18 protein-coding genes and 1 riboswitch are annotated in these 21,916 nt (G+C 70.0%); of the genes, 3 read left to right on the top strand and 15 right to left on the bottom strand.

Going from position 1 to position 21,916, the window contains the following annotated elements; genetic code table 11:
- Nucleotides 1–133: 133 nt before the first annotated feature.
- The 9 genes from GU5_RS0101905 to GU5_RS0101945 all read right to left on the bottom strand — a co-directional run bounded on the left by GU5_RS0101905 (nucleotide 134) and on the right by GU5_RS0101945 (nucleotide 10,194).
- Complete coding sequence (locus GU5_RS0101905; protein WP_010523890.1) at nucleotides 134–880, bottom strand: lipoate--protein ligase family protein; 747 nt, start codon at nucleotides 878–880, stop codon at nucleotides 134–136.
- Nucleotides 877–1,722 (bottom strand): thioesterase family protein, encoded by an 846-nt coding sequence (locus GU5_RS0101910; protein WP_237704648.1) that lies wholly within the window; start codon nucleotides 1,720–1,722, stop codon nucleotides 877–879. The genes GU5_RS0101905 and GU5_RS0101910 overlap by 4 nt, the downstream gene beginning before the upstream one ends.
- 609 nt (nucleotides 1,723–2,331) lie before the next feature.
- A complete protein-coding gene (gene nrdF, locus GU5_RS0101915; RefSeq protein ID WP_010523892.1) occupies nucleotides 2,332–3,324 on the bottom strand; it encodes a class 1b ribonucleoside-diphosphate reductase subunit beta in 993 nt (330 codons plus the stop codon).
- A gap of 69 nt (nucleotides 3,325–3,393) precedes the next feature.
- Nucleotides 3,394–5,526 carry a class 1b ribonucleoside-diphosphate reductase subunit alpha gene (nrdE, locus tag GU5_RS0101920; protein WP_083830270.1) on the bottom strand — a complete coding sequence of 711 codons (2,133 nt, stop codon included), beginning with the start codon at nucleotides 5,524–5,526 and terminating at the stop codon, nucleotides 3,394–3,396.
- A 38-nt stretch (nucleotides 5,527–5,564) separates the two neighbouring features.
- Nucleotides 5,565–5,996 (bottom strand): class Ib ribonucleoside-diphosphate reductase assembly flavoprotein NrdI, encoded by a 432-nt coding sequence (gene nrdI / locus GU5_RS13530; protein WP_010523894.1) that lies wholly within the window; start codon nucleotides 5,994–5,996, stop codon nucleotides 5,565–5,567.
- Nucleotides 5,997–6,139: 143 nt separating this feature from the next.
- Nucleotides 6,140–6,391, bottom strand: a complete 252-nt coding sequence (gene nrdH, locus GU5_RS0101930) for a glutaredoxin-like protein NrdH (protein WP_010523895.1) — start codon at nucleotides 6,389–6,391, stop codon at nucleotides 6,140–6,142.
- Between the two features lie 414 nt (nucleotides 6,392–6,805).
- Nucleotides 6,806–7,891 (bottom strand): zinc-binding dehydrogenase, encoded by a 1,086-nt coding sequence (locus tag GU5_RS0101935; RefSeq protein WP_010523896.1) that lies wholly within the window; start codon nucleotides 7,889–7,891, stop codon nucleotides 6,806–6,808.
- A 46-nt stretch (nucleotides 7,892–7,937) separates the two neighbouring features.
- Complete coding sequence (locus tag GU5_RS0101940) at nucleotides 7,938–8,795, bottom strand: glucose 1-dehydrogenase (RefSeq protein ID WP_010523897.1); 858 nt, start codon at nucleotides 8,793–8,795, stop codon at nucleotides 7,938–7,940.
- A 10-nt stretch (nucleotides 8,796–8,805) separates the two neighbouring features.
- A complete protein-coding gene (locus GU5_RS0101945) occupies nucleotides 8,806–10,194 on the bottom strand; it encodes a GntP family permease (RefSeq protein WP_010523898.1) in 1,389 nt (462 codons plus the stop codon).
- Nucleotides 10,195–10,451: 257 nt separating this feature from the next.
- Here GU5_RS0101945 and GU5_RS0101950 point away from each other — a divergent pair, with 257 nt between their 5' ends.
- The gene (locus GU5_RS0101950) at nucleotides 10,452–11,150 is read left to right on the top strand and encodes a FadR/GntR family transcriptional regulator (protein ID WP_010523899.1); all 699 of its coding nucleotides are present in this window, start codon (nucleotides 10,452–10,454) and stop codon (nucleotides 11,148–11,150) included.
- A 25-nt stretch (nucleotides 11,151–11,175) separates the two neighbouring features.
- On the opposite strand, the gene GU5_RS0101955 is transcribed toward GU5_RS0101950, so the two are convergent.
- The 5 genes from GU5_RS0101955 to GU5_RS0101980 form a co-directional block, all read right to left on the bottom strand.
- Entirely contained in the window at nucleotides 11,176–12,213 is a 1,038-nt protein-coding gene (locus GU5_RS0101955) for a phosphoglycerate dehydrogenase (protein WP_010523900.1), read from the bottom strand.
- A 22-nt stretch (nucleotides 12,214–12,235) separates the two neighbouring features.
- Nucleotides 12,236–13,681: a gluconokinase gene (locus GU5_RS0101960; protein ID WP_010523901.1), complete on the bottom strand. Its 1,446-nt coding sequence runs from the start codon at nucleotides 13,679–13,681 to the stop codon at nucleotides 12,236–12,238.
- 368 nt (nucleotides 13,682–14,049) lie between these two features.
- A complete protein-coding gene (gene glpK / locus GU5_RS0101970) occupies nucleotides 14,050–15,609 on the bottom strand; it encodes a glycerol kinase GlpK (protein ID WP_010523902.1) in 1,560 nt (519 codons plus the stop codon).
- A 109-nt stretch (nucleotides 15,610–15,718) separates the two neighbouring features.
- Nucleotides 15,719–16,462 (bottom strand): MIP/aquaporin family protein, encoded by a 744-nt coding sequence (locus GU5_RS0101975; RefSeq protein WP_010523903.1) that lies wholly within the window; start codon nucleotides 16,460–16,462, stop codon nucleotides 15,719–15,721.
- Nucleotides 16,463–16,548: 86 nt separating this feature from the next.
- The gene (locus tag GU5_RS0101980) at nucleotides 16,549–18,357 is read right to left on the bottom strand and encodes a glycerol-3-phosphate dehydrogenase/oxidase (RefSeq protein ID WP_010523904.1); all 1,809 of its coding nucleotides are present in this window, start codon (nucleotides 18,355–18,357) and stop codon (nucleotides 16,549–16,551) included.
- A 114-nt stretch (nucleotides 18,358–18,471) separates the two neighbouring features.
- Here GU5_RS0101980 and GU5_RS0101985 point away from each other — a divergent pair, with 114 nt between their 5' ends.
- Nucleotides 18,472–19,446 carry a sugar-binding transcriptional regulator gene (locus tag GU5_RS0101985; RefSeq protein ID WP_010523905.1) on the top strand — a complete coding sequence of 325 codons (975 nt, stop codon included), beginning with the start codon at nucleotides 18,472–18,474 and terminating at the stop codon, nucleotides 19,444–19,446.
- A 202-nt stretch (nucleotides 19,447–19,648) separates the two neighbouring features.
- Nucleotides 19,649–20,647 carry a GTP pyrophosphokinase family protein gene (locus GU5_RS16175; RefSeq protein ID WP_010523906.1) on the top strand — a complete coding sequence of 333 codons (999 nt, stop codon included), beginning with the start codon at nucleotides 19,649–19,651 and terminating at the stop codon, nucleotides 20,645–20,647.
- A gap of 121 nt (nucleotides 20,648–20,768) precedes the next feature.
- On the opposite strand, the gene thiD is transcribed toward GU5_RS16175, so the two are convergent.
- Complete coding sequence (thiD, locus tag GU5_RS0101995) at nucleotides 20,769–21,647, bottom strand: bifunctional hydroxymethylpyrimidine kinase/phosphomethylpyrimidine kinase (protein ID WP_010523907.1); 879 nt, start codon at nucleotides 21,645–21,647, stop codon at nucleotides 20,769–20,771.
- Nucleotides 21,641–21,746, bottom strand: a riboswitch (TPP riboswitch). It overlaps the preceding gene by 7 nt.
- Between the last annotated feature and the right edge of the window lie 170 nt (nucleotides 21,747–21,916).

Raw genomic sequence — 21,916 nt, forward strand, 5'->3', positions numbered from 1 at the left:
GGGCCGACCACCCGGATCAACGACGAGAAGCCCAAACTCGACGAATGGCGTGAGCAGGTCTCCTGAGCCGAACTGTCCAGAGCTGTTTCCGGGCCGGACGAGACCCGTTGCGACGGGCGCGGCTCGGCCCGGTTCAGTCCAGCGGCGGAGGCGGGCCCTCGACGAGCTCGTGCTGCTCGCGGTAGACCGCCAGCAGCTGCTCCTCGACGGCGTCGACATCCAGCCCGGGGCGCACGTCTTCGGCCGCCCCGGCAGTCAGCGGGTCCCAGTCCAGGCCGAGGGCCTCGTAGGCCTCGGTGAGCACCCGACGGATCGCGGCTCCCTCTTCGACGAGGATCACCGAGGAGAACAGCCAGCCGGTGCCGATGACCCGCTGGGCGGTGCCGACCAGCTTGACCCGCCGATCGCCGGCGACGCCGTGCACCGAATGCTCTCCGGGGCAGTACTCGTCGGGGATCTCACCGGAGCGCGCGTCGACGCCGCAACGGAGCAGCGCCTCGGTGAGCAGCTCGCCGAAGCGGGAGAAGCGCGTCCTGGACTCCACGACGGGATCGGCGTCCGGTTCGATGTGGTCGACCACCAGACAGCCGGGGTGATAGGCCGCCGCCCGTCCCCCGGCGCGACGCACCAGCGGCTCGAACCCCAGACGGCGGCAGGCCGCGGCGGCCGCATCATGGCCGGGAAGCCGCCGGTCACGCTGGCCGAAGGCCACTGTGGGCCGGGGGCGGTAGATGCGCAGCATCGGCGGCGTGGCGCCGCTCCGGGTACCTTGCAGCCAGGAGATGGCCGCATCGAGATCCCCGGCCGCGCCCAGCGAGGACGACGGCCGGTGGAGCAGCAGCCGCGTCCGCTCCCCCGCGGCGACGGCGGGCGCGCTCATGCCGCGCCGCGCGGGGCCCGCAATGTGAGGATCTGCTCGCAGCGGCCGAAGGGTCCGTGCTCGTCATGCAGCACCGTGCTGGTCAGCCCGACGCCGTCGGCTCCGAAGGTCTGCCGGACGTCGACGCCGAGCCATTCCCCGGCTGGAGCGCGATGCAGGTGCAGCTGCAGGTCCAGGTTCGGGTACGCCCAGGACCCCGGGCCCGGTTCCACCCGGGGCACGATGCCGTTGGCGGTGTCGGCCATGGAGGCCAGATGCGCCAGCGGCGAGACTTCGGCGTCCTCGAGCAGGGGGATCTCGCTGCGCAGCCAGGCGGCGCCCCGCCCGGGTCGACGACGGGTCGGCGTGCGGATCTCCAGCGACTGGATGAATCCGCCGGGCCAGACCTGCAGGCCCGCGAACGGCTCCAGGGCCGCCGGCGGATCCAGCGGCTCATCCTCGACGCCGGCGACGACGCTCGAGTCGGTCGTGAGCATCCGCCAGCCCCGGGCGACGACGGCGGTGCGCCCGCCCGCGACCAGCTCGGCCTCGACGAGCTCGATGGTCCGGCCCGGACGGATCATCCGGGTGAGGACCTCGAACTCGCCGGCGTGGATGATCCCGTGGATGTCGAAGCTGACGCGCGCCAGGCGCAGGTCGTCCCGCGGCTGGAACTGCTCCAGCGCATGGATGAGCAGTCCGGTGACCGGAGCCATGTGCTGCTCATGCGGGTTCCAGGCGCCCTGAGCGTGCACCGTCGAGTGGTACCGGCCCTCGCCGAGCGGGCGATAGCGGAACGTCCCCTCGGCGAGTTCCGGCATCGGCGGCGTCTCGGCCCCTGCCGTTGTCGTCGACTCAACCATCGATCGTCCTCCTCAGCTCAGACATACCAGTCCATACCGGACGCCGCCGGAAACGCTCGAGCAAATTGATCTCAATAGCAAGCAACCTGGACAACATCGGGTCATGGATCAGTAGAACCGAAGAACCTCCTGTCAGGCCGCTCGTTGCCGGCTCGCGCGATGGGAAAGAGAGGCGTCCCAGCCAAACGTTCGTTGATCCAGGAACCGGGCAAGCTAACCAAAGCTCCCGCGGCCGTCGCCCAAATAGTCTCCAGCAAGTATTGCCAGAATTCTCGTGGGGCACTGGGGGTCGTGCTGCGGTGTTGTCTTGATCTGTTCGAAGCATCCATCTGTGGCCTCGCTTTCTTGTCAGCTTGGATATCTGATAAGAAGCGAACAGCCGCGAGAGCAACAATAGCCACAGTCGCTACGATTCCTGCCAAGACGTGGGATTCGAACCCAGTCCCGCCCGGGCACCTCAACCAACGATTGCTGCCAATATTAAGTTCTCATGGCCCGCTACGGAGAAGCGGTCGCAAAGCCTACATCGACCTTGGGGTGCGAACCTGATCAATCGGCAGATTCGCACCCCGCGATCGGACTTTCGGAGAAACCAAGACTTCTACGATTCTAGAAGTCCCAGTCCTCGTCCTCGGTCTCGACAGCCTTGCCGATGACGTAGGAGGATCCCGAGCCGGAGAAGAAGTCGTGGTTCTCGTCGGCGTTGGGGCTCAGCGCCGAGAGGATGGCCGGGTTCACGTCGGTGACCTCCTTGGGGAACATCGGCTCGTAGCCGAGGTTCATCAGCGCCTTGTTGGCGTTGTAGTGGAGGAACTTCTTGACGTCCTCGGTCATGCCCACGCCGTCGTAGAGGTCGGCGGTGTACTGCACCTCGTTCTCGTAGAGCTCCATGAGCAGGTCGTAGGTGTAGTCCTTGAGCTCCTGACGACGCTCCTCGGTCTCGTTCTCCAGCGCGCGCTGGTACTTGTAGCCGATGTAGTAGCCGTGCACGGCCTCGTCGCGGATGATCAGTCGGATGACGTCGGCGGTGTTGGTCAGCTTCGCGTGGGCCGACCAGTGCATCGGCAGGTAGAAGCCGGAGTAGAAGAGGAAGGACTCCAGGATGGTGGAGGCCACCCGCTTCTTCAGCCCGTCGGCGCCGTGGTAGTAGTCCATGACGATCTGCGCCTTGCGCTGCAGGTTCGCGTTCTCCTTGGACCAGCGGAAGGCGTCGTCGATCTCCTTGGTGGAGCACAGCGTGGAGAAGATCGAGGAGTAGGACTTCGCGTGCACCGACTCCATGAAAGCGATGTTGGTGTAGACCGCCTCCTCGTGCTGGGTCAGCGCATGCGGGATCAGCGCGACGGCGCCGACGGTGCCCTGGATGGTGTCCAGCAGGGTCAGACCGGTGAAGACCCGCATCGTCAGGGTCTTCTCCTCGGCGGTCAGCGTGTTCCAGGACTGGATGTCGTTGGACAGCGGGATCTTCTCCGGCAGCCAGAAGTTGCCGGTCAGCCGGTCCCAGACCTCGCCGTCCTTCTCGTCCTCGAGCCGGTTCCAGTTGATGGCCTCGACGTGGTCGAGCAGCGAGGACGAGTGCGTCGCCTCGGGGGAAGTGGTCATGATGCCGTTCCTTTTCAAGCAGTTCGTGCGTGGCCGTGCGGGCAGTCGGGAGATCGGAGGGTCAGCCGGTCACAGGGCGCAGGAGACGCAGCCCTCGACCTCGGTGCCCTCCAGGGCCAGCTGGCGCAGCCGGATGTAGTAGAGGGTCTTGATGCCCTTCTTCCACGCGTAGATCTGCGCCTTGTTGATGTCGCGCGTGGACGCGGTGTCCTTGAAGAACAGCGTCAGCGACAGCCCCTGGTCCACGTGCTGCGTGGCCTCGGCGTAGGTGTCGATGATCTTCTCGTACCCGATCTCGTACGCGTCCTGGTAGTACTCCAGGTTGTCGTTGGTCAGGTACGGCGCCGGGTAGTACACCCGCCCCAGCTTGCCCTCCTTGCGGATCTCGATCGGCGAGGCGACCGGGTGGATCGAGGAGGTCGAGTTGTTGATGTAGGAGATCGAGCCCGTCGGCGGCACGGCCTGCAGGTTCTGGTTGTAGATCCCGTGCTCCATGACCGAGGCCTTCAGCTCGCGCCAGTCCTCCTGGGTCGGGATGTCGATGTGGTCGAAGAGCCTGCGGACCGTCTCGGTCTTCGGCTCCCACACCTGCTCGGTGTACTTGTCGAAGAACTCGCCCGAGGCGTAGGCCGACCGCTCGAAGCCGTCGAAGACCTCTCCCTTCTCCCGGGCCAGGACGTTCGAGGCCCGCAGCGCGTGGAACAGCACCGTGTAGAAGTAGATGTTGGTGAAGTCCAGGCCCTCCTCGGAGCCGTAGAACACCCGCTCGCGCGCCAGGTAGCCGTGCAGGTTCATCTGCCCCAGGCCGATGGCGTGCGACCGCCGGTTGCCGTCGGCGATCGAGGGCACCGAGTTGATGTCGGACATGTCCGAGACCGCCGTCAGCGAGCGGATCGCCGTCTCGATGGTCTGCCCGAAGTCCGGTGAGTCCATCGTCTTGGCGATGTTCAGCGAGCCGAGGTTGCAGGAGATGTCCTTGCCGATGACCTCGTAGCCGAGGTCGTCGGTGTACCGCGAGGGCTCCGAGACCTGCAGGATCTCCGAGCACAGGTTCGACATCGTCACCCGGCCGTCGATCGGGTTGGCCCGATTCACGGTGTCCTCGAACATCACGTACGGGTAGCCGGACTCGAACTGGATCTCGGCCAGCGTCTGGAAGAACTCGCGCGCGTTGATCTTCGACTTCCGGATCCGGGCGTCGTCGACCATCTCGTAGTACTTCTCGGTCACCGAGATCTCGGTGAACTCCTTGCCGTAGACGCGCTCGACGTCGTACGGCGAGAACAGGTACATGTCCTCGTTCCGCTTGGCCAGCTCGAAGGTGATGTCCGGGACCACCACGCCCAGCGAGAGGGTCTTGATGCGGATCTTCTCGTCGGCGTTCTCCCGCTTGGTGTCCAGGAAGCGGTGGATGTCGGGGTGATGGGCGTTGAGGTACACCGCCCCGGCGCCCTGGCGGGCGCCCAGCTGATTGGCGTAGGAGAAGGAGTCCTCCAGCAGCTTCATCACCGGGATGACGCCCGAGGACTGGTCCTGGATCTGCTTGATCGGCGCGCCGTGCTCGCGGATGTTGGTCAGCGACAGCGCGACGCCGCCGCCGCGCTTGGACAGCTGCAGCGCGGAGTTGATGCCGCGGGCGATCGACTCCATGTTGTCCTCGACGCGCAGCAGGAAGCAGGAGACCAGCTCGCCGCGCTGCTTCTTCCCGGAGTTCAGGAAGGTCGGCGTCGCCGGCTGGAAGCGTCCGGCCATGATCTCGTCGACGATGCGCACCGCGACGTCCTCGTCGCCGCGGGCCAGGTGCAGCGCGACCATGGTGACCCGGTCCTCGTAGCGCTCCAGGTAGCGCTGGCCGTCGAAGGTCTTCAGCGCGTAGGAGGTGTAGAACTTGAAGGCCCCGAGGAAGGTCGGGAAGCGGAACTTCTTCGCGTAGGCACGCTGGAAGAGGCGCTTGACGAACTCGCGGTCGTAGGCGTCGAGCGTCTCGACCTCGTAGTAGTCGTTCTCGACCAGGTGGTCGAGCTTCTCCTCCAGATCGTGGAAGAACACCGTGTTGGTGTTCACGTGGTCGAGGAAGTACTGGCGCGCGGCCAGCTGGTCGGCCTCGAACTGGATCCGGCCGTCGTCGCTGTAGAGGTTCAGCATGGCGTTGAGCTCGTGATAGCTCAAGCCCTGCCACTGCGGCGGCACCTCCTTGGCCAGCGGCTCCTGGGGCGAGGCCTGCTCCGCGTCGCTCTCGATCAGCGGCTTGACTGCTGTGTCCAAAACTCTTCCAATCCTTCGTGCACCGTCGAGACGTCCTCGTCGGTGCCCATCAGTTCGAACCTGTACAGATGCGGCACTCCGCATTTGGCGGCGACGATGTCGCCGGCGATGCAGTAGCTGTCGTGGAAATTCGTGTTGCCCGCGCCGATGACTCCGCGCAGCAGATTCCGGTTGGACTCCACGTTGAGGAACTTGATGACCTGCTTCGGCACCGAGCCGCGTCCTCCGGCCGCCCCGTAGGTCGGCAGGACGAGCACGAACGGCTCGGTGGCCTGCAGCGTCTCGTCCTTGGTGCGCAGCGGCAGCCGCGCCGTGGTGCCCGCGGGCTGCCCGAGCTTCTCCACGAAACGATGCGTGTTGTTCGACGCGGAGGAGAAGTAGATCAGCCGGGCCGAGGTCTTCATCATCGCCGACGGGGGTCCTTCTCGAGGGGTGGTGCGGGGTGCTGGGGCTGCGTCGTCAGGGCCGGAGCCGCCGCTCCCCCGCCCGTGGCCGACGGGCGGGGCCGGAACGCGGCTCGCCGCCCGGCGGGTCTCGCCGGCCTCGAGGCTCAGGCGACTGAGGAGGCGGCGCTCTGCGCCGAGGCCAGTCCCGAGATCTTGTCCGGGCGGAAGCCCGACCAGTGGTCGTCCTCGGTGACGACGACGGGGGCCTGCATGTAGCCCAGCGCGCGGACGTGCTCGAGGGCCTCGGCATCCTGCGAGACGTCGACGCTGGTGTACTCCACGCCGTTCTTGTCCAGGGCGCGGTAGGTGGCGTTGCACTGGACGCAGGCCGGCTTGGTGTAGACGGTGACGGACATTGAGGCTCTCCTGTCTCTGGTCTTCCGACGGCTGCGGAGTCGTCTGTGGTCATTCGTGCCGGAGCACTGCCTCAATACTACATCTAGGGGCGGCGTTGGGAAACGACCACTAGATGCTGTACTCACACCCGTGTAGTTCCTCCACCGCTCGGTGCACAGCCGCTGTGGAGAGAGCGATCGGCGTCCTGGTGCGGAAACAGTCGGGGCGACCACCTGTGGTCCACACCTGTGGACGCGGCGTTCTCCCCCGCCCCAGGTGATCGGGGGAACAACGTGGACCGGCGTGTCGTCTCGCGCGTCGCCCCTCGCGGTCGCATATCTGGACGACGCACTGCGGGCCGGCCGCAGCATCTCGTGCTGCGACCGGCCCGCGATGAGTCAGTGCACCCGTCCGGGGCCTCCCGACGGCGCTGCTCAGCTCCAGGAGGCGATGACCTTGCCGGAGGCCTCGGAGTCGGCGGCTGCGGCGAAGAGCTCCTCCGGGCGCTCCGGCGGGAATTCGTGGGTGATCACCTCGCCGATCTCCGGCCGTCGGGCGAGCAGCTCGACGGCGTCGTCGATCTCGTCGACGAAGCGGAAGGCCCCGACCAGCCGGACCTCCCGGGCGATCAGCGGCGCCAGCGCGATCGACTGCCGTTCCGGCGGGACCATGCCCACCTGGACGACGACGCCGGCCGGACGCACCGCCTGCAGCGCCGACCCGATCGACGACGGCGCCGCCGAGCACTCCAGCACCACGTCGTAGGCGCCGGCCTCGGGCGCCTCGCGATCGGCGCGCAGCACCCGCTCGGCCCCCTGGGAACGGGCGCGCCGCAGCGGACCGTCGCGGACGTCGCAGGCATCGACGACGGCGCCGGCGTCGCACGCGGCGGCGACCGCCAGCAGCCCGATGGGCCCGGCGCCGGCGACCAGCACCCGCGCACCGTCGAACTCGGCCCCGACCGATCGGGCCTGGGTGAGCGCGTGCAGCGCGACGCCCAGGGGCTCGGCCAGCACCGCGGTGCGCGGCGAGAGCCCCTCGGGCAGCGCCCGCAGCATGTCCGCCCCGACGACGAGCAGCTCGCTCAGCGCGCCCTGCGTGTGCGGCCAGGTCGAGGCGCTGCCCAGATAGGATCCGCCGGCGAAGAGGTTCGGCGCCTCGGCGAACCGCGCGTCCGCCTCGCCGAAGCGCGCCGGGTGCACCGTCACCGGAGCGCCGGGCTCCCAGCGGCCGGCCGGGTCATGGTCGACCGTCGCGGAGAGCTCATGCCCGGGGATCAGCGGCTCGCGCACGGCGAAGGCGCCGTTGGCGCCGTCGGCGTAGTAGTGCAGGTCGGATCCGCAGATCCCCACATGGCGCACTCGCAGCCGCACCTGGTCGGCTCCAGGCTCCGGCACGGGAACCTCGCGGATCGCCGCGGTCTCGGCGGCGTCGATGAACAGCGCCCGCATCGTGGCGCCGGCGGCTCCACCGCCGTCGCCGCCGTCGACCGTCCTCGTCGTCCTCGTCTCGGCGTCCATGCGGATCCTCCTTCCTGCCCGCGGCGAGGCCGCAGGCGGTCCTCGATCAGACGACGGCGGTCATGCCGCCGTCGACGACCAGATTCTGCCCCGAGACGAAGCTCGACGCCGGCGAGCACAGGAACAGCAGCGCCCCGTCCAGCTCGGCGAAGGAGCCCCAGCGCCCGGCCGGGGTCCGTGCGGTCAGCCAGGAGGTGAACTGCTCGTCCTCGACGAGGGCGCGGTTCATCTCGGTGGCGAAGTAGCCCGGGGACAGGGCGTTGACCTGGATGCCGTGGGCGGTCAGGTCCGCGGCCATGCCCTTGGTCAGCTGCACGACCGCCCCCTTCGTGGCCGAGTACGGGGCGATCGTGCCGCGGGCCAGCTGCGACTGCACCGAGGCGATGTTCACGATCCGCCCCGAGCCGCGGGCGATCATCGCCGGCAGCAGCGGACGCGAGACGTGGAAGACGCTGTCCAGGTTGGACGCGACCACCGCGTCCCAGTCCTCGGTGCTGAACTCCTGGATCGGCGCCCGCCGCTGCAGGCCGGCGTTGTTCACCAGGATGTCAGGGGCCCCGTGTTCGGCGACCAGCGCGTCGAGCGCCGCCCGGGAGGCCGCGGCGTCGGTCACGTCGAAGCTGACGACCAGCGGCTCGGCGCCTCCGGCGGCGACGACGCGCGACCGCACCTCGTCCAGAGCCTCGGCGTCGCGGCCGTGCAGGACCACCTGCGCGCCGGCCCGTGCCAGCGTCAGGGCCAGCGAGCGGCCCAGCCCGCGGGAGGATCCGGTGACCAGGGCGAGCTTCCCGGCGACTGAGAACAGCCGCGTCGGGTCCTCGGCGGTGAGCTCCTCGACGGTCTGGGCCTCCGTGCGGTCCGCGGCGACAGGAGCGGACTCCGAGTGGTGATGGTCAGGTGTCATGCGCTCCTCCTCAGACGGCCGATGCGGCCAGGTAGATGACGCCGACCAGCACGAAGGCGATGACTGACTGCAGCGCCTGCTGGACGGTCCAGGTCTTCAGCGTGGTCTTCACGTCCATGTCCAGCAGTCGGCCGACGAGCCAGAAGCCGGAGTCGTTGACGTGGCCGGCGAAGACCGATCCGGCCGCGGTGACCAGCACGATGCAGGCGACCTGCAGGGCGTTGAAGTCGCCCTCGAGGACGGCCGGCGAGACCAGTCCCGCGGCGGTGACCAGCGCGACCGTGGCCGAGCCCTGCGCCAGCCGCAGGATGACCGCGATCAGGTAGGCGGCGATGAACACCGGCAGGCCGACGTCGGACAGCGAGTCCTCCAGCGCGGCGCCGATGCCCGAGGCCTGCAGCACGCCGCCGAACATGCCGCCGGCGCCGGTGATGAGCACCACCGAGCAGATCGGACCCAGCGAGGAGTCCAGCAGCTTCTCCAGCGCCGAGCCGTCCTCGCCGCGGCGGTGGCCGAGCACGAAGGTCGCCACGATCACGGTGATCAGCAGCGCCATCGCCGAGGTCCCCAGGAAGGAGAGGGCGGCGACCCAGGTCGCGCCGGAGTCGACGGCGCCCACCGAGCCCAGAGCGTTGAGCCCGGTGTTCATCAGGATCAGCAGCATCGGCAGCAGCAGCAGCGAGATCACCGTGCCGACCCGCGGCGGGTTCGTCGGCTGGTCGTCGTCGACGGCTCCGAAGAGCGTCGGCACCGGCAGCGGGGTGCGGGCGGCGGCCACCCGGCCCCAGACGGCGCCGGCGACGTACCAGAGCGGGAAGGCGATGACGAGGCCGACCAGCAGCACCAGCCCGAGGTTGGCCTCGTAGAACTCGGTCGCGCTGACCGGTCCGGGGTGCGGGGGCAGGAAGACGTGCATCACCGAGAATGCCGCGGCGGTCGGGATGGCGTAGAGCAGCACCGACCGGCTGGAGAGTCGGCGGGCGACGGCGAAGACGATCGGCAGCATCATGACCAGCCCCGCGTCGAAGAACATCGGGAAGCCGAGGATCAGCGCCGAGACGCCGAGGGCGAACGGAGCCCTCTTCTCGCCGAAGGTGTCGACCATCCGGTCGGCGAGGGCCTTCGCCCCGCCGGAATGTTCGATGAGTCGCCCGAGCATCGCGCCGAGCGCGACCAGGATCGCCACTGAGGCCAGCGTCGAGCCGAAGCCTTCGGACATCGTGTCGTAGACCGCCGAGATCGGCACGCCGGCGGCGATCGCGGTCAGCGCCGAGACCACTACGAGAGTGATGAAGGCGTGCACCCGGAATCGGATGATGAGGATGAGGATCACCGCGACCGCGGCGGCGGCGATGCCGAGCAGCGGTCCGGTGCCCAGAGTCTGTGTCCAGTCGTCCATGGATATCTCCGTCGATGATCTGCAGGCCGGTGTGCGGCGAGCGTGTGCTCCCTCACACCGCATGACCCGGAGAGCTTGCCATATAGATCACACCATTGGCAAGAACACGTCATATCTGTCGTGGCGCCAGCGCCTCGAGCCGTCTAGGGTGGAGGTTCGCACGTGATGCGGCTCGCACCATCCCGGCGACACGATCCGCCGCCGGGGTGACGCATGCCGCACATCCTGCCCCGTCCGCCGCACAGGAAGAAGGTCCCGTGGTCCAGGCCTCGCATGATTCCGTCCTCGATCATCTCGGTCGGCGCATCGCCGGCGGGGAGCTGGCCCCCGGCACAGTGCTGACGCTGGCCGATCTCGAGGCCGAGTACGGCGTCTCTCGGACCGTGGTGCGCGAGGCGGTCCGCGTCCTCGAGGCCAAAGCGATGCTGAGCTCCAAGCGGCGGGTCGGGATCACGGTCAGCCCGATGAGCCGGTGGAGCATGCTCGATCCCGAGCTCATCCGCTGGAGGCTGTCCAGCTCGGCCCGGGCCCGGCAGATCGTCGCGCTGACCGAGCTGCGCCTGGCCGTCGAGCCGATCGCCGCCCGGCTGGCCGCGCTGCGCGCCTCGGAGGACCAGCGCGCGGAGATCGGACGGCTGGCCGACGAGCTGCGCCGCCTCGGCGCCGAGCGCCGCGGCGACTCCCAGGAGTACCTCGCCGCCGACATCGCCTTCCACGACGTGCTCCTCCGGGCCGGCGGGAACCTGATGCTCACCGCGATCCAGAGCCCCATCGCCGAGGTCATCACCGGCCGGCACACGGCGGGCCTCACGCCGGCCGATCCGGTCCACCAGGCGCTGCACAACCACGTCGAGGCCGCCGCGGCCATCGTGCGCGGGGATGCGGAGGCGGCCGAGCACCATGTGCGCGGCTACGTCGAGGCCATCCTCGACGAGGTGCGCAGCGTCCCGGAGTGACCGCGAGAGACCGGACGCCGGCGCCTCAGACCACGCGGTGGGGGCCGGGCCGGCCGGCGAGCTCGGCGAGCAGATTCTCCACGGCCATCGCGCCCATCCGCTCCACCGCCTCGGCGGTGTGCGCCCCGGCGTGCGGCGTGGTCACCGTGCGTTCGTGGCCGACCAGCACCGAATCCGTCGGCGGCTCGACGGCATAGGCGTCCAGCCCCACGCCGTGCAGCGTGCCGGCGTCGAGCGCCTCGCGCGCGGCCTGTTCGTCCAGCAGTCCCCCGCGGGCGGTGTTGATCACGATCGCGTCGTGGGAGAGCATCGCCAGCCGACGCGCGTCGAGCAGGTGCCGGGTGGAGTCCAGCAGCGGGACGTGGAGGCTGACCACGCCGCTGCGGCGGCAGAGCTCGTCCAGCCCGACGGGGTCGGCCCCGTCGGCGGCGATCTCTGCGTCGGACCGTCCGGGATCGTGGGCCAGCACCTCCATGCCCAGCCCGGCGGCCGCGGCGGCCACCCGTCGGCCGATCGCCCCGAAGCCCACCAGCCCCAGCGTCCGGCCGGAGAGCTCGAGCCCCGCTCCGCGCGGCCAGCCTCCCGCCCGCACTCCGGCGTCGAGCCGCGGGATCTCCCGGGCGACGGCGAACATCAGCCCGACGGCGAGCTCGGCCACCGCCTGGGCGTTGGACCCCGGAGCGTTGGTCACCCGGACGCCGCGCCGTCGAGCGGCCTCGAGGTCGACGCGGTCGGTGCCCACGCCGTAGCGGGCCACCACCTGCAGCTCGGGCGCGGCGTCGAGGACCTCGGCGGTGACGTCGTCGAGGCCGGCGAGGAGGCCGCGCACTCCCCCGCCGTCGCGAGACGACGGTGCCGACGGCGTCGACGGCGTCATGGAGCTGAGCAGCTCGACGAGCTCCTCGGCGCCCAGCGGCCGGCCGTGCGGGTTCAGCACGGGCTCGACGCCGGCGGCACGCAGCCGGCGCAGCGGCGCGCCGTCGGGGTCCCGGCACAGCGAGGTGGGTGTGATCAGCACGCGAGGAGCCGCTGCGGGCTCCTCCTCGGCGGGCGCGTCGGACATCGGATCCTCCTCCTGCGGGCGGTCAGGACCGGCCGCGGACGTTCTGGCCAGGCATGGTGCGGGCATAGGCCTCCAGGTACCGCTCGAACTCGCCGGCATGGTGAGCGGTGCGCCGCGGGTCGGGGGTGACGACCTCCCGGTCGGTCTCGGTCAGCGCCGGCTGGCGCGGGCTGAGCCCCGCGGCGCGCAGCGCGGTCTTCACCGCCCCGGCGATCGAACTGTGCTGCAGCGAGGAGAGCTCCATCTCGCGTCCGAAGACGTCGGCGGTCAGCTGCGTCCAGAAGGGCGAGGAGAGGACTCCGCCGGAGAGGATGATCCGGCGGGGCTCGCCGTTGAGCGCCACCAGCTCGCGATAGCAGTGGTAGAGCGAGTAGACGACGCCGTGCAGCACCGCCTGGTACATGTCCATCCGGCCGTGCCGCGGGTGCAGCTCGAGGAAGCCGCCGCGGCGCTGATCCTGCCAGCCCGGGCAGCGCTCCCCGAAGAGGAAGGGCATGAACAGCGGCATGTCCCGCTCGACCGCGCTCAGCTTGGGCTCCAGCGCCTCGAAGGTCATGCCTCCGCCGAAGAGCTGATCCTTGGCCCAGTCGACGCAGTTGGTGCAGCCCGAGGCCGCCGCGCCGGAGAGCCATCCGGTGGTCGAGCGGTAGGCCCAGGTGCTCATCCGCGGCGAGAGGGCCGGTTCGGCGCCGGCCAGCCGCAGCGCGCCGGAGGTGCCCATCGAGAAGGTCATGTCCCCGGCGGCGGTGGCATCGCTGCCCACCTGGTTCAGCGCGCCGTCGGGGCCGGGGATCTGCACCGGCGTGCCCGCGGCGACGCCGAGCAGGCTGGCGGCCTCGGGGGTCAGCGCGGCGGAGACGTCGGCGTCGACGAGCTCGGGCAGCGCGACGCCGTCGAGGCCGAGCCGAGCGATGACCTCGGCGTCCCAGTCGTCGTGGGCGGTGGCGAGCAGGCCGGTGCCGGAGGCCTGGGCCCGGGAGGTCCACCGGCGACCGGTCAGCCGGGCGAAGGTGTAGCTGTTCTGATCCATGGCCAGTCGGCCGGACACGTCCATCCCCTGGCTGCGCAGCAGCATCAGTTTGAAGGCCGGATAGATGGCGTTGACCATGCAGCCGGTGCGCTCGTAGAACCAGCGGGTGAAGTCTTCGTCGACGCGCAGCTGGGCACAGAGGTCCTGGGCCCCGGTGTAGGGCCATTCCTGCACGCCGGTGATCGGGCTCAGATCCGGCTCGCGCAGCGTCATCCCGTGCCAGGTTCCGGAGAGCGCGACCCGATCGATGCGCCGCCCCGCGGCCGCCTCGGCGCCGAGCTGGACCAGCTGGGTGAAGATGCTCTCCGCGTCGCGGATGGAGGCGTCCTCTCCGCCGATCACGAAGCGGCGGGTGCGCACCGACACCTCCTGGGTCTCGGTGTCGAAGAGCATCGTCTTCGCGGAGGTCGTGCTCGCCTCCAGGGCCAGGATGATCATCTCTCGCCTTCCGTCGTCCGGCATGACGACGTGCCGACGGACCGCCGCAGGTCGGCGGCCCGATGGGCCGGGCTGAGCACGCCGTCGGGCTGCGGGCGGCCGCGGCCGGTGCCGCCGCGATCCGGAGGACCGGATCGCAGACGCCGACGGTGAACCGCCCGGAGTAATGATATGACTTTTACCGCATCGCCGGTGAGCATCCCCGGCCATGTGACGCCGCCGACGTCATGCGCCCATCCGGCCGACGACATGGGCGAGCCTCGCCGCACGGCGCCCGGGACGCGCCGGGCCCCGGCGGAGCAGATCCGCCGGGGCCCCGTGCCGCCCGAAGCTCGTGTCGCCCGGGCGCAGACGATGATGCCGGAGCGTCAGGAGCCGGCTTCGGCCGTGACGTCCTCGTCGACCCAGTCGAAGGACCGGGTCACGGCCTTCTTCCAGAGCCGCAGCTTCCGCGCGGCGGCCTCGCGGTCGATCTGCGGGCTCCAGCGCTTGTCCTCGGCCCAGTTGGCGACGACGTCGTCGGTGCTCGCCCAGAAGCCCACGGCCAGGCCCGCGGCGTAGGCCGCGCCCATCGCCGTGGTCTCGATCACCTGCGGGCGGACGACGTCCACTCCGAGGAGGTCGGCCTGGAACTGCATCAGCGTCTCGTTGACGACCATGCCGCCGTCGACCTTCAGCTCGGTGAGGTCCTTGCCGGAGTCGTCGTTCATCGCCTCGACGACCTCGGCCGACTGGAAGGCCACCGACTCCAGCGCCGCGCGGCAGATGTGGTTCTGGTTGATGTAGCGGGTCAGCCCCACCAGCACGCCCCGGGCCTCATGCTTCCAGTAGGGCGCGAAGAGCCCGGAGAAGGCCGGCACCACATAGGCGCCGCCGTTGTCCTCGACCTTCTTCGCCTTGGTCTCCGACTCCGCGGCGTCGGCGATCAGCCCCAGGTTGTCGCGCAGCCACTGGATCAGCGAGCCGGTGACCGCCACGGCGCCCTCGAGAGCGTAGACGGTGTCCTGCTCGCCGATCTTGTAGGCCACTGTGGTCAGCAGCCCGTTGTCGGAGCGGACCGCCTCGGTGCCGGTGTTCATCAGCATGAAGTTTCCGGTGCCGTAGGTGTTCTTGCCCTGGCCCGGGGTGAAGCAGGCCTGCCCGAAGGTCGCCGCCTGCTGGTCGCCGAGGATGCCGGTGATCGGGGTGTCGATCAGCAGCCCCTGCTTGTGGCCGTGGCCGTAGACCTCGGAGGAGGACCGGATCTCCGGCAGCATCGACGTCGGGATGTCCATGTCCGCGCAGATCTCGGCGTTCCAGTCCAGCGTGTCGATGTTCATCAGCAGCGTGCGCGAGGCGTTGGTGACGTCGGTGACGTGCCGGCCGCCGTCGGGCCCGCCGGTCATGTTCCACACCAGCCAGGTGTCCATCGTGCCGAAGAGCAGGTCGCCGGCCTCGGCGCGCTCCTGGGCGCCGTCGACGGCGTCGAGGATCCAGCGGACCTTCGGGCCCGCGAAGTAGGTGGCCAGCGGCAGCCCGGTGCGGTCCTTGTACTTCTCGGCGCCCTCGTCGCCGGCCAGCCGGTCGCAGATCTCCTGGGTGCGGGTGTCCTGCCAGACCACCGCGTTGTGGATCGGCTCGCCGGTGTGCCGGTCCCAGACCACTGTGGTCTCGCGCTGGTTGGTGATGCCCACGGCGGCGAGGCTGTGCCGGTTGATGTTGGCGTCGGCGAGAGCCAGACCGACCACCTCGCGGGTGTTGCGCCAGATCTCCTTGGCGTCGTGCTCGACCCAGCCGGCGCGCGGAAGGATCTGCTCATGCTCCTTCTGGCCGCTGCCGAGCGGGCGCCCGGAGTGGTCGATGACCACTGCGCGGGTCGAGGTGGTGCCCTGGTCGATGGCCATGACGTAGGAGCCGTTCTCGGGGTTCGTGCCTGTCGGGGTCGTCATCGGTGACTTCCTTCCTGATCACGGACGTGTCGGTGGTGGTGAAGATGGTGATGTGCGTCGTGGACGGTCATGTCCGGCCGCCCGTCGAGCTCGCGGCGGCCGGACGGTCTCAGGCGGCGCCGGCGCCGAGCAGCGGGAAGACCTGCACGGAGGCTCCGGCGAGGATCGCGCCGATGACCGGTCCGGCGATCGGGACCCAGGCGTAGGACCAGTCGCTGGAGCCCTTGTGCCGGATGGGCAGGATCGCGTGGGCGATGCGCGGCCCGAGGTCGCGGGCCGGGTTGATCGCGTAGCCGGTCGGCCCGCCCAGCGAGGCGCCGATGGCGAGGACGACCAGGGCCACGGCCAGCGGTCCCAGCTCCGCGGGCGTCTCGCCCAGCATCAGCACCAGCAGGACCAGCACGTAGGTGCCGATCACCTCGGTGACGGTGTTCCAGCCGAGAGAGCGCTTCTCCGGGCCGGTGGAGAAGGTGCCCAGGATCGCCGCCGGGTCGGTCTCGTCGTCGTAGTGCTTCTTATAGGCCAGCCAGGCGGCGACGGCGCCGAGGAAGGCGCCGATCAGCTCGGCGGCGAAGTAGGCCAGGGTGTTGGGCAGGTTCACCGCGATGCCAGGGGCGTACTCCTCCGCACCGGAGGCCAGCAGGCCCACGGTCACCGCCGGATTGATGTGCGCCCCGGTGGCATAGGCGACGTAGACGCCGCAGAAGACGCCGAGCCCCCAGCCGAAGTTGATCAGCAGCCAGCCGCCGCCGTTGCCCTTGGTGCCTGACAGCACCACATTGGCCACCACTCCGGCGCCCAGCAGGATGAGCGTCGCGGTGCCCATGATCTCGAAGAGGAAGATGGTTCCCACAGGTCAGACTCCTTCGTCTCGTGGTATGTCGGCCTGGTCCGCGTCCGACCCCTCCGGGCCGGACGCGGACTCCCGGGACTGAGGGGTCAGTCGGCCCGTCCGGTCGATTCGGCGGCTCCCCAGGAGCCCCATGCGGTCTGCGTGGCCGGAATCGTGTCGGCCAGCAGGGCGGCGGCCTCCGCATCGCTGCCGGACTTCTCGGCGGCGAGGAGGGCCTCCACGCGGCTGGTCCAGGAGCGACGCTCATGCTCCTGACGCTCCTCGTCCCAGCCCAGCGGGCCGGCGACGAGGGCGATCACCTCATCCATGGCGCCCAGTCCGCGGTCGCGGACCTCGTGGACGATGCGGGTGCGGCGCTCGAGCAGGTCCTCCAGGTGCACCGCACCCTCCTGCTCGGCGGCATAGCGGATCTCGGCCCGCAGGTAGCCGGGGGCGTGCTCCAGCGGCTCCAGGAGGTCGGACTGCTCCTCGGCCGGGGCCAGCACGTCGCCCAGCAGACTGCCGTAGCGGCGCAGCAGCCGGCGGACGCGCTCGACGTCCAGTCCTCGCTCGGCGGCGATCTCCTCGGCGCGCCCGGCCCACTCGCCATATCCCTGGCCGCCGAGCAGCGGCATGACCTCGGTCAGGCTCTCCCGGTGGGAGAACCGATCCTGGGCGGCGAAGTCGACCGCATCCTCGGCCATCACCCGGTAGGTGGTCAGCTTGCCGCCGGCGACGGCGGTCAACCCCGGCGCGATGCGCTTCACGGTGTGCTCGCGGGAGACCTTGGCGCTGCCGCCGCCGTCGCCCTTCTGCTCCGGCTGCAGCAGCGGGCGCAGCCCGGCCCAGGTGCCGATGATGTCCTCACGGGTCAGGTCGGTCTGCAGGATGGCGTTGGCATGCTCGAGCACGTAGTCGATGTCGGTGCTGTTCGGGGCCGGCACGTCGACGTTCTCGTGCCAGGCGGTGTCGGTGGTGCCGATCGCCCAGCAGTCCTCCTGCGGGATGAGGAAGAGCACCGACTTCTCGGTCTGGCTGATCACGCCCACGTGGTCCTCGGCGACGATGCGGTCCTTGGGCACGGTGATGTGGATGCCCTTGGACGCCAGGACCTTCAGGCCGGCGTCCGCCTCGGCGGCATCCTGCTGCTGCTCGGTCCACACGCCGGCGGCGATGATCGTCTCCTTCGCCCGGACGTCCAGACGGCGCCCGGTCTCCAGATCCCGCAGCCGCGCACCGACGACCGGAGACTCGCCGGTGCCGGCGCCGACTGCGGCGTCGGCGTCATGGATGTAGGACTCGACGGCGGTGCGCGTGGCCACCGCGGCGCCGAGGCCCTGCGCCGAGCGCGCCAGCGTCATGACCAGGCGAGCATCGTCGACCTGTGCGTCGAAGTACTCGAGAGCTCCGACGAACGTGTCATGGTCCAGCCCGGCGAAGCGGCGGCGCAGCCGGCTCCGCGAGAGATGCTTGTGGAAGGGCACCGCGCGCTTCTCCCCCGGCCGCAGCGACATCGCGTCATAGAGCGAGACGCCGGAGCCGATGAAGGCCCGGTCGACCAGCGGCGTCGAGAAGGGGAAGACGAAGGGCAGCGAGCGGACCAGATGCGGCGCAGTGCGCTTCAGCAGCAGGTCGCGCTCGCGCAGGGCCTCGGCGACGAGCTTGAAGTCGAGCATCTGGAGGTAGCGGAGTCCGCCGTGGACCAGCTTGGAGGAGCGCGAGGAGGTGCCCTGGCCCAGGTCCTGGGCCTCGACGAGCCCCACGCGGAGGCCTCGGGTGGCGGCGTCGAAGGCGGCGGCCGCTCCCACGACCCCTCCTCCGACCACGAGCACGTCGAGGGGTTCGCCCTCCATGGTGCCTGCGAACTCGTCCAGGGCACGGGTGCGCGCCTCCGGGTTCAGGGGTTCAGCCTTCACGTCATCGGCCTTTCTGCGGGACGCCTGTGTTACGTGATCCCCATCTCACGCCCTGGAGCCCATATTCTCAACATCTGTGCACGAACGTGCATTCGATGAGGGATACTGGATGTCATGCGCACATCCTTCCGCGAGAAGGCGGAGTACCACGCTGCACAGATGTACTATGCCGAGAACCGCACGATGGAGTCCATCGCCGGCGAGCTCGGCATCTCCCGCTCGACGGTCTCGCGGCTGCTCGCCGAGGCCCGCGACCAGGGCATCGTGCGGATCTCGCTGCATCCACCCATCGAGCGCCCCAGCGCATTGGAGCACCTGATCAGCGAACGCCATGGGATCGCCGCCCACGTCGCCGCCTCGACGCCCGAGGCCGAGCCCTCCCAGCGGCGCGACACGGTCGCCGTGCTGGCCGCCGAGGTGATCGACGCGCTGGTCCGTCCGGACGCGGTGATCGGCGTCGCCTGGGGGCAGACGATGACTTCGGTGGTGACGCGTCTGCCGCGGCGCCCGGTCCGCAACGTCGAGGTCGTCCAGCTCAACGGAGCCGTGAACTCGCAGCCCGAGGGCACCAGCGTCGGGCTCGGCACCGGGATGAGCGTGGTGGAGAACTTCGCCCGGGCCTTCGACGCGCGGGCCCACGTCTTCGCCGTGCCGGCGTTCTTCGACTACGAGGAGACCAAGGAGGCGCTCTGGCGGGAGCGCTCCACGCTGCGCGTGCTGGACCTGCATCACCGGGCGACGGTGGCGGTCTTCGGAGTCGGCACCTTCGGCCAGGGCGCGCCGTCGCAGGTCTATGCCGGCGGATACCTCAGCCGCGAGGACATCGATGCGCTCACCGCCGAGCGGGCCGTCGGCGATGTGTGCACCGTGTATCTGCGCGCCGACGGCTCCTGGGAGGACATCGGGCTGAACCGGCGCAGCTCGGGGCCGAGCCCCGATGCGCTGCGCGGGGTGCCGCGGCGGGTGTGCGTGGTGAACGGGCCGCAGAAGGTGCCGGCGCTGCGCGCCGCGCTGGCCGCCGGACTGGTGACCGATCTGGTCCTCGACCAGGTCTCGGCCGATCTGCTGGCCGGCTCCGGGGCGGGCTGATCGCCGAACGCCCCATGGCGCCCCTCCCCGACCGCCGCCGTCGAGATGATCTCGCGCTGAGCTGAATCGGACGTGGTGCCGACGTGCAGACACCGTCCAGGGTGCGGCACTAGAGTCGGACGTCGAAGACGTCGAGGGGCGGCCCCGCCGCGGTCGGACGGCCGACCGACGTCGTCGCCTCGTCAGAGCCGAAGGAGCTGAGATGTCCTCTGGACCGTCGATGGAGACCGAGTCCCCCGCCGCGCGCGACGGTCGCGCCGCCCAGGACCCCGCGGAGACCTCCGCAGGGGCCCCGACGGGATCCGGGGCCGACGGCGACGCGGAGTCCGGCACCCAGCTGGCGCGCCGCGACGACGGCCGCGACCCCTACCAGCAGCTGTTCAATCAGCTGCAGGACAACGCCGGCAGGAACGGATCCACCGGCGCGGTCCCGCGGATGATCGACATCCGTCGCCAGCTCACCGAGTTCCAGCTGCACTACAAGTTCGGCATGGACGAGGTGCTGACCAAGATCAACGTGCTGCGCGAGGAGTTCGAGCACACGCGGGACTACTCCCCCATCGAGCACGTCAACTATCGGCTGAAGTCGCTGGACCGGATCCTGGAGAAGGTCGATCGCTACGGCTGCGAGCCCACGCTGGAGGGCATCCGCGGGGCGATCCGCGACATCGCCGGCATCCGGATCACCTGCTCCTTCGTCTCCGACGCCTACTGGGTCGCCGAGATGCTCTGCTCCCAGCCGGATCTGCGCGTCGTGGAGGTCAAGGACTACATCCATCGGCCCAAGCCCAACGGGTACAAGAGCCTGCATGTGATCGTGCAGGTGCCGGTCTTCCTCTCCAACCGCACCGAGTTCGTCTATGTCGAGGTGCAGATCCGCACGGTGGCGATGGACTTCTGGGCCTCGCTGGAGCACAAGATCTACTACACCTACGACGGCGAGGTCCCCGACGAGATCCTCGAGGAGCTCCACGATGCGGCGCAGAAGGCCGATGCCCTGGACCGACAGATGGCCGAGATCCGCGACCGGGTCACCTCGCTGAAGGAGCAGGCGCCGACCTCCGGGCAGGGCGCCACCGGACCGACGCCGGACGCCCAGGACCGACCGGACAGCGGACGGTGGTTCCCCGAGGCCGAGGCGTCGCAGGCCTGGCGATGGGAGGACATCGCCGCTCAGGCGTCCTCGTCCTCCGGCGACTGATCGCGAGGACCGGACCGCCACGACCGGGCCCCAGACGATGACTCCGTGGAAAGTGTGGGAACACGCGCGTGTTCCCACACTTTCCACGGAGTCATCACCGGGGCTGGGCAGGAAGGACGGCTCAGCTCCAGAGCCGGGCGAAGTGCTGGATGGGACCGTGGCCCGCGCCGACGTCGAGCTCTTCCGCGCCACGCAGCGCCTCGGTCATCCACGTTTTGACCTCGTCGACGGCTTCCTCCCAGCTCAGCCCGCGGGCGCGCAGTGCGGCCAGCGCCGCGGAGACCGAACACCCCGTGCCATGGGTGCTGGTGGTCTCCACCCGCGGCCCCGCGGCGCGATGCTCCGGCGGCCGCACGCCGTCGACGGCCGGGTGGACCAGGATGTCGACGACCTCGTCGTCGGCCAGGTGCCCGCCCTTGGCCAGCACCTTCACCGAGTGGTCGTCGGCGACGGATCGGGCCTGGACGATCAGCGTCTCGGCGTCGCCGGCCGGCACCTGGCCGGCCAGCAGGGCCAGTTCGGGCACGTTCGGCGTGATCAGGTCCGCCCGGGAGAGGAACGCGATGAGCGCGGACTCGGCCTCGGCGTCGAGCAGCCGGTCCCCGGAGGTGGCGACCATGACCGGGTCCACCACCAGCACCGGACGCTCAGCCGGGCGGTCCCACTGGGCGTCCCACCACGCGGCGACGGTCTCGATGACCTCGACGGTGCCCAGCATGCCGATCTTGACCCCGTCGACGGCGACGTCGTCGGTGACCGAGGCCAGCTGTGCGGCGAGGAAGTCGGCGTCGGGCACGTGGATCGCGCGCACTCCGGTGGTGTTCTGCGCGACCAGGGCGGTCACCGCGGCCATCCCGTAGGTGCGGTGGGCGGCGAAGGACTTCAGGTCTGCGTGGATTCCGGCGCCCCCGGTGGGGTCGGTCCCGGCCACCGACAGCAGATTGGGGATCTCGCGGGCGGGGCCGGTGTGCCGTGGAGTCGGCGCGGCGGCAGGCGTCATGATGCTGGCATCCCTTCGCATGTGCTGGCAGGTGCAGGTTCGACGGGTGTGCTCTCAGCCTGCGGACCGCTCGCCGCGCAGGCACCCCGTGCCGGAAGACGAGTGTAGCCGGTCACGGCCGCGGTCCGGGCCGCGCCGCCGATGAGGCCTCGGCCCAGGCCGGGGCGCCCTCGACCAGAGCATGGCGTCGGTCCCGGCGTCGGGCTCGGCGTCGGGCTCGGCGTCGGGCTCGGCGTCGGGGCATGCCGTCAGAGCACCGCCCAGCCGAG

The sequence above is a fragment of the Nesterenkonia sp. F genome, from assembly GCF_000220985.1.
In the GTDB taxonomy this organism is placed as follows: Bacteria; Actinomycetota; Actinomycetes; order Actinomycetales; family Micrococcaceae; genus Nesterenkonia.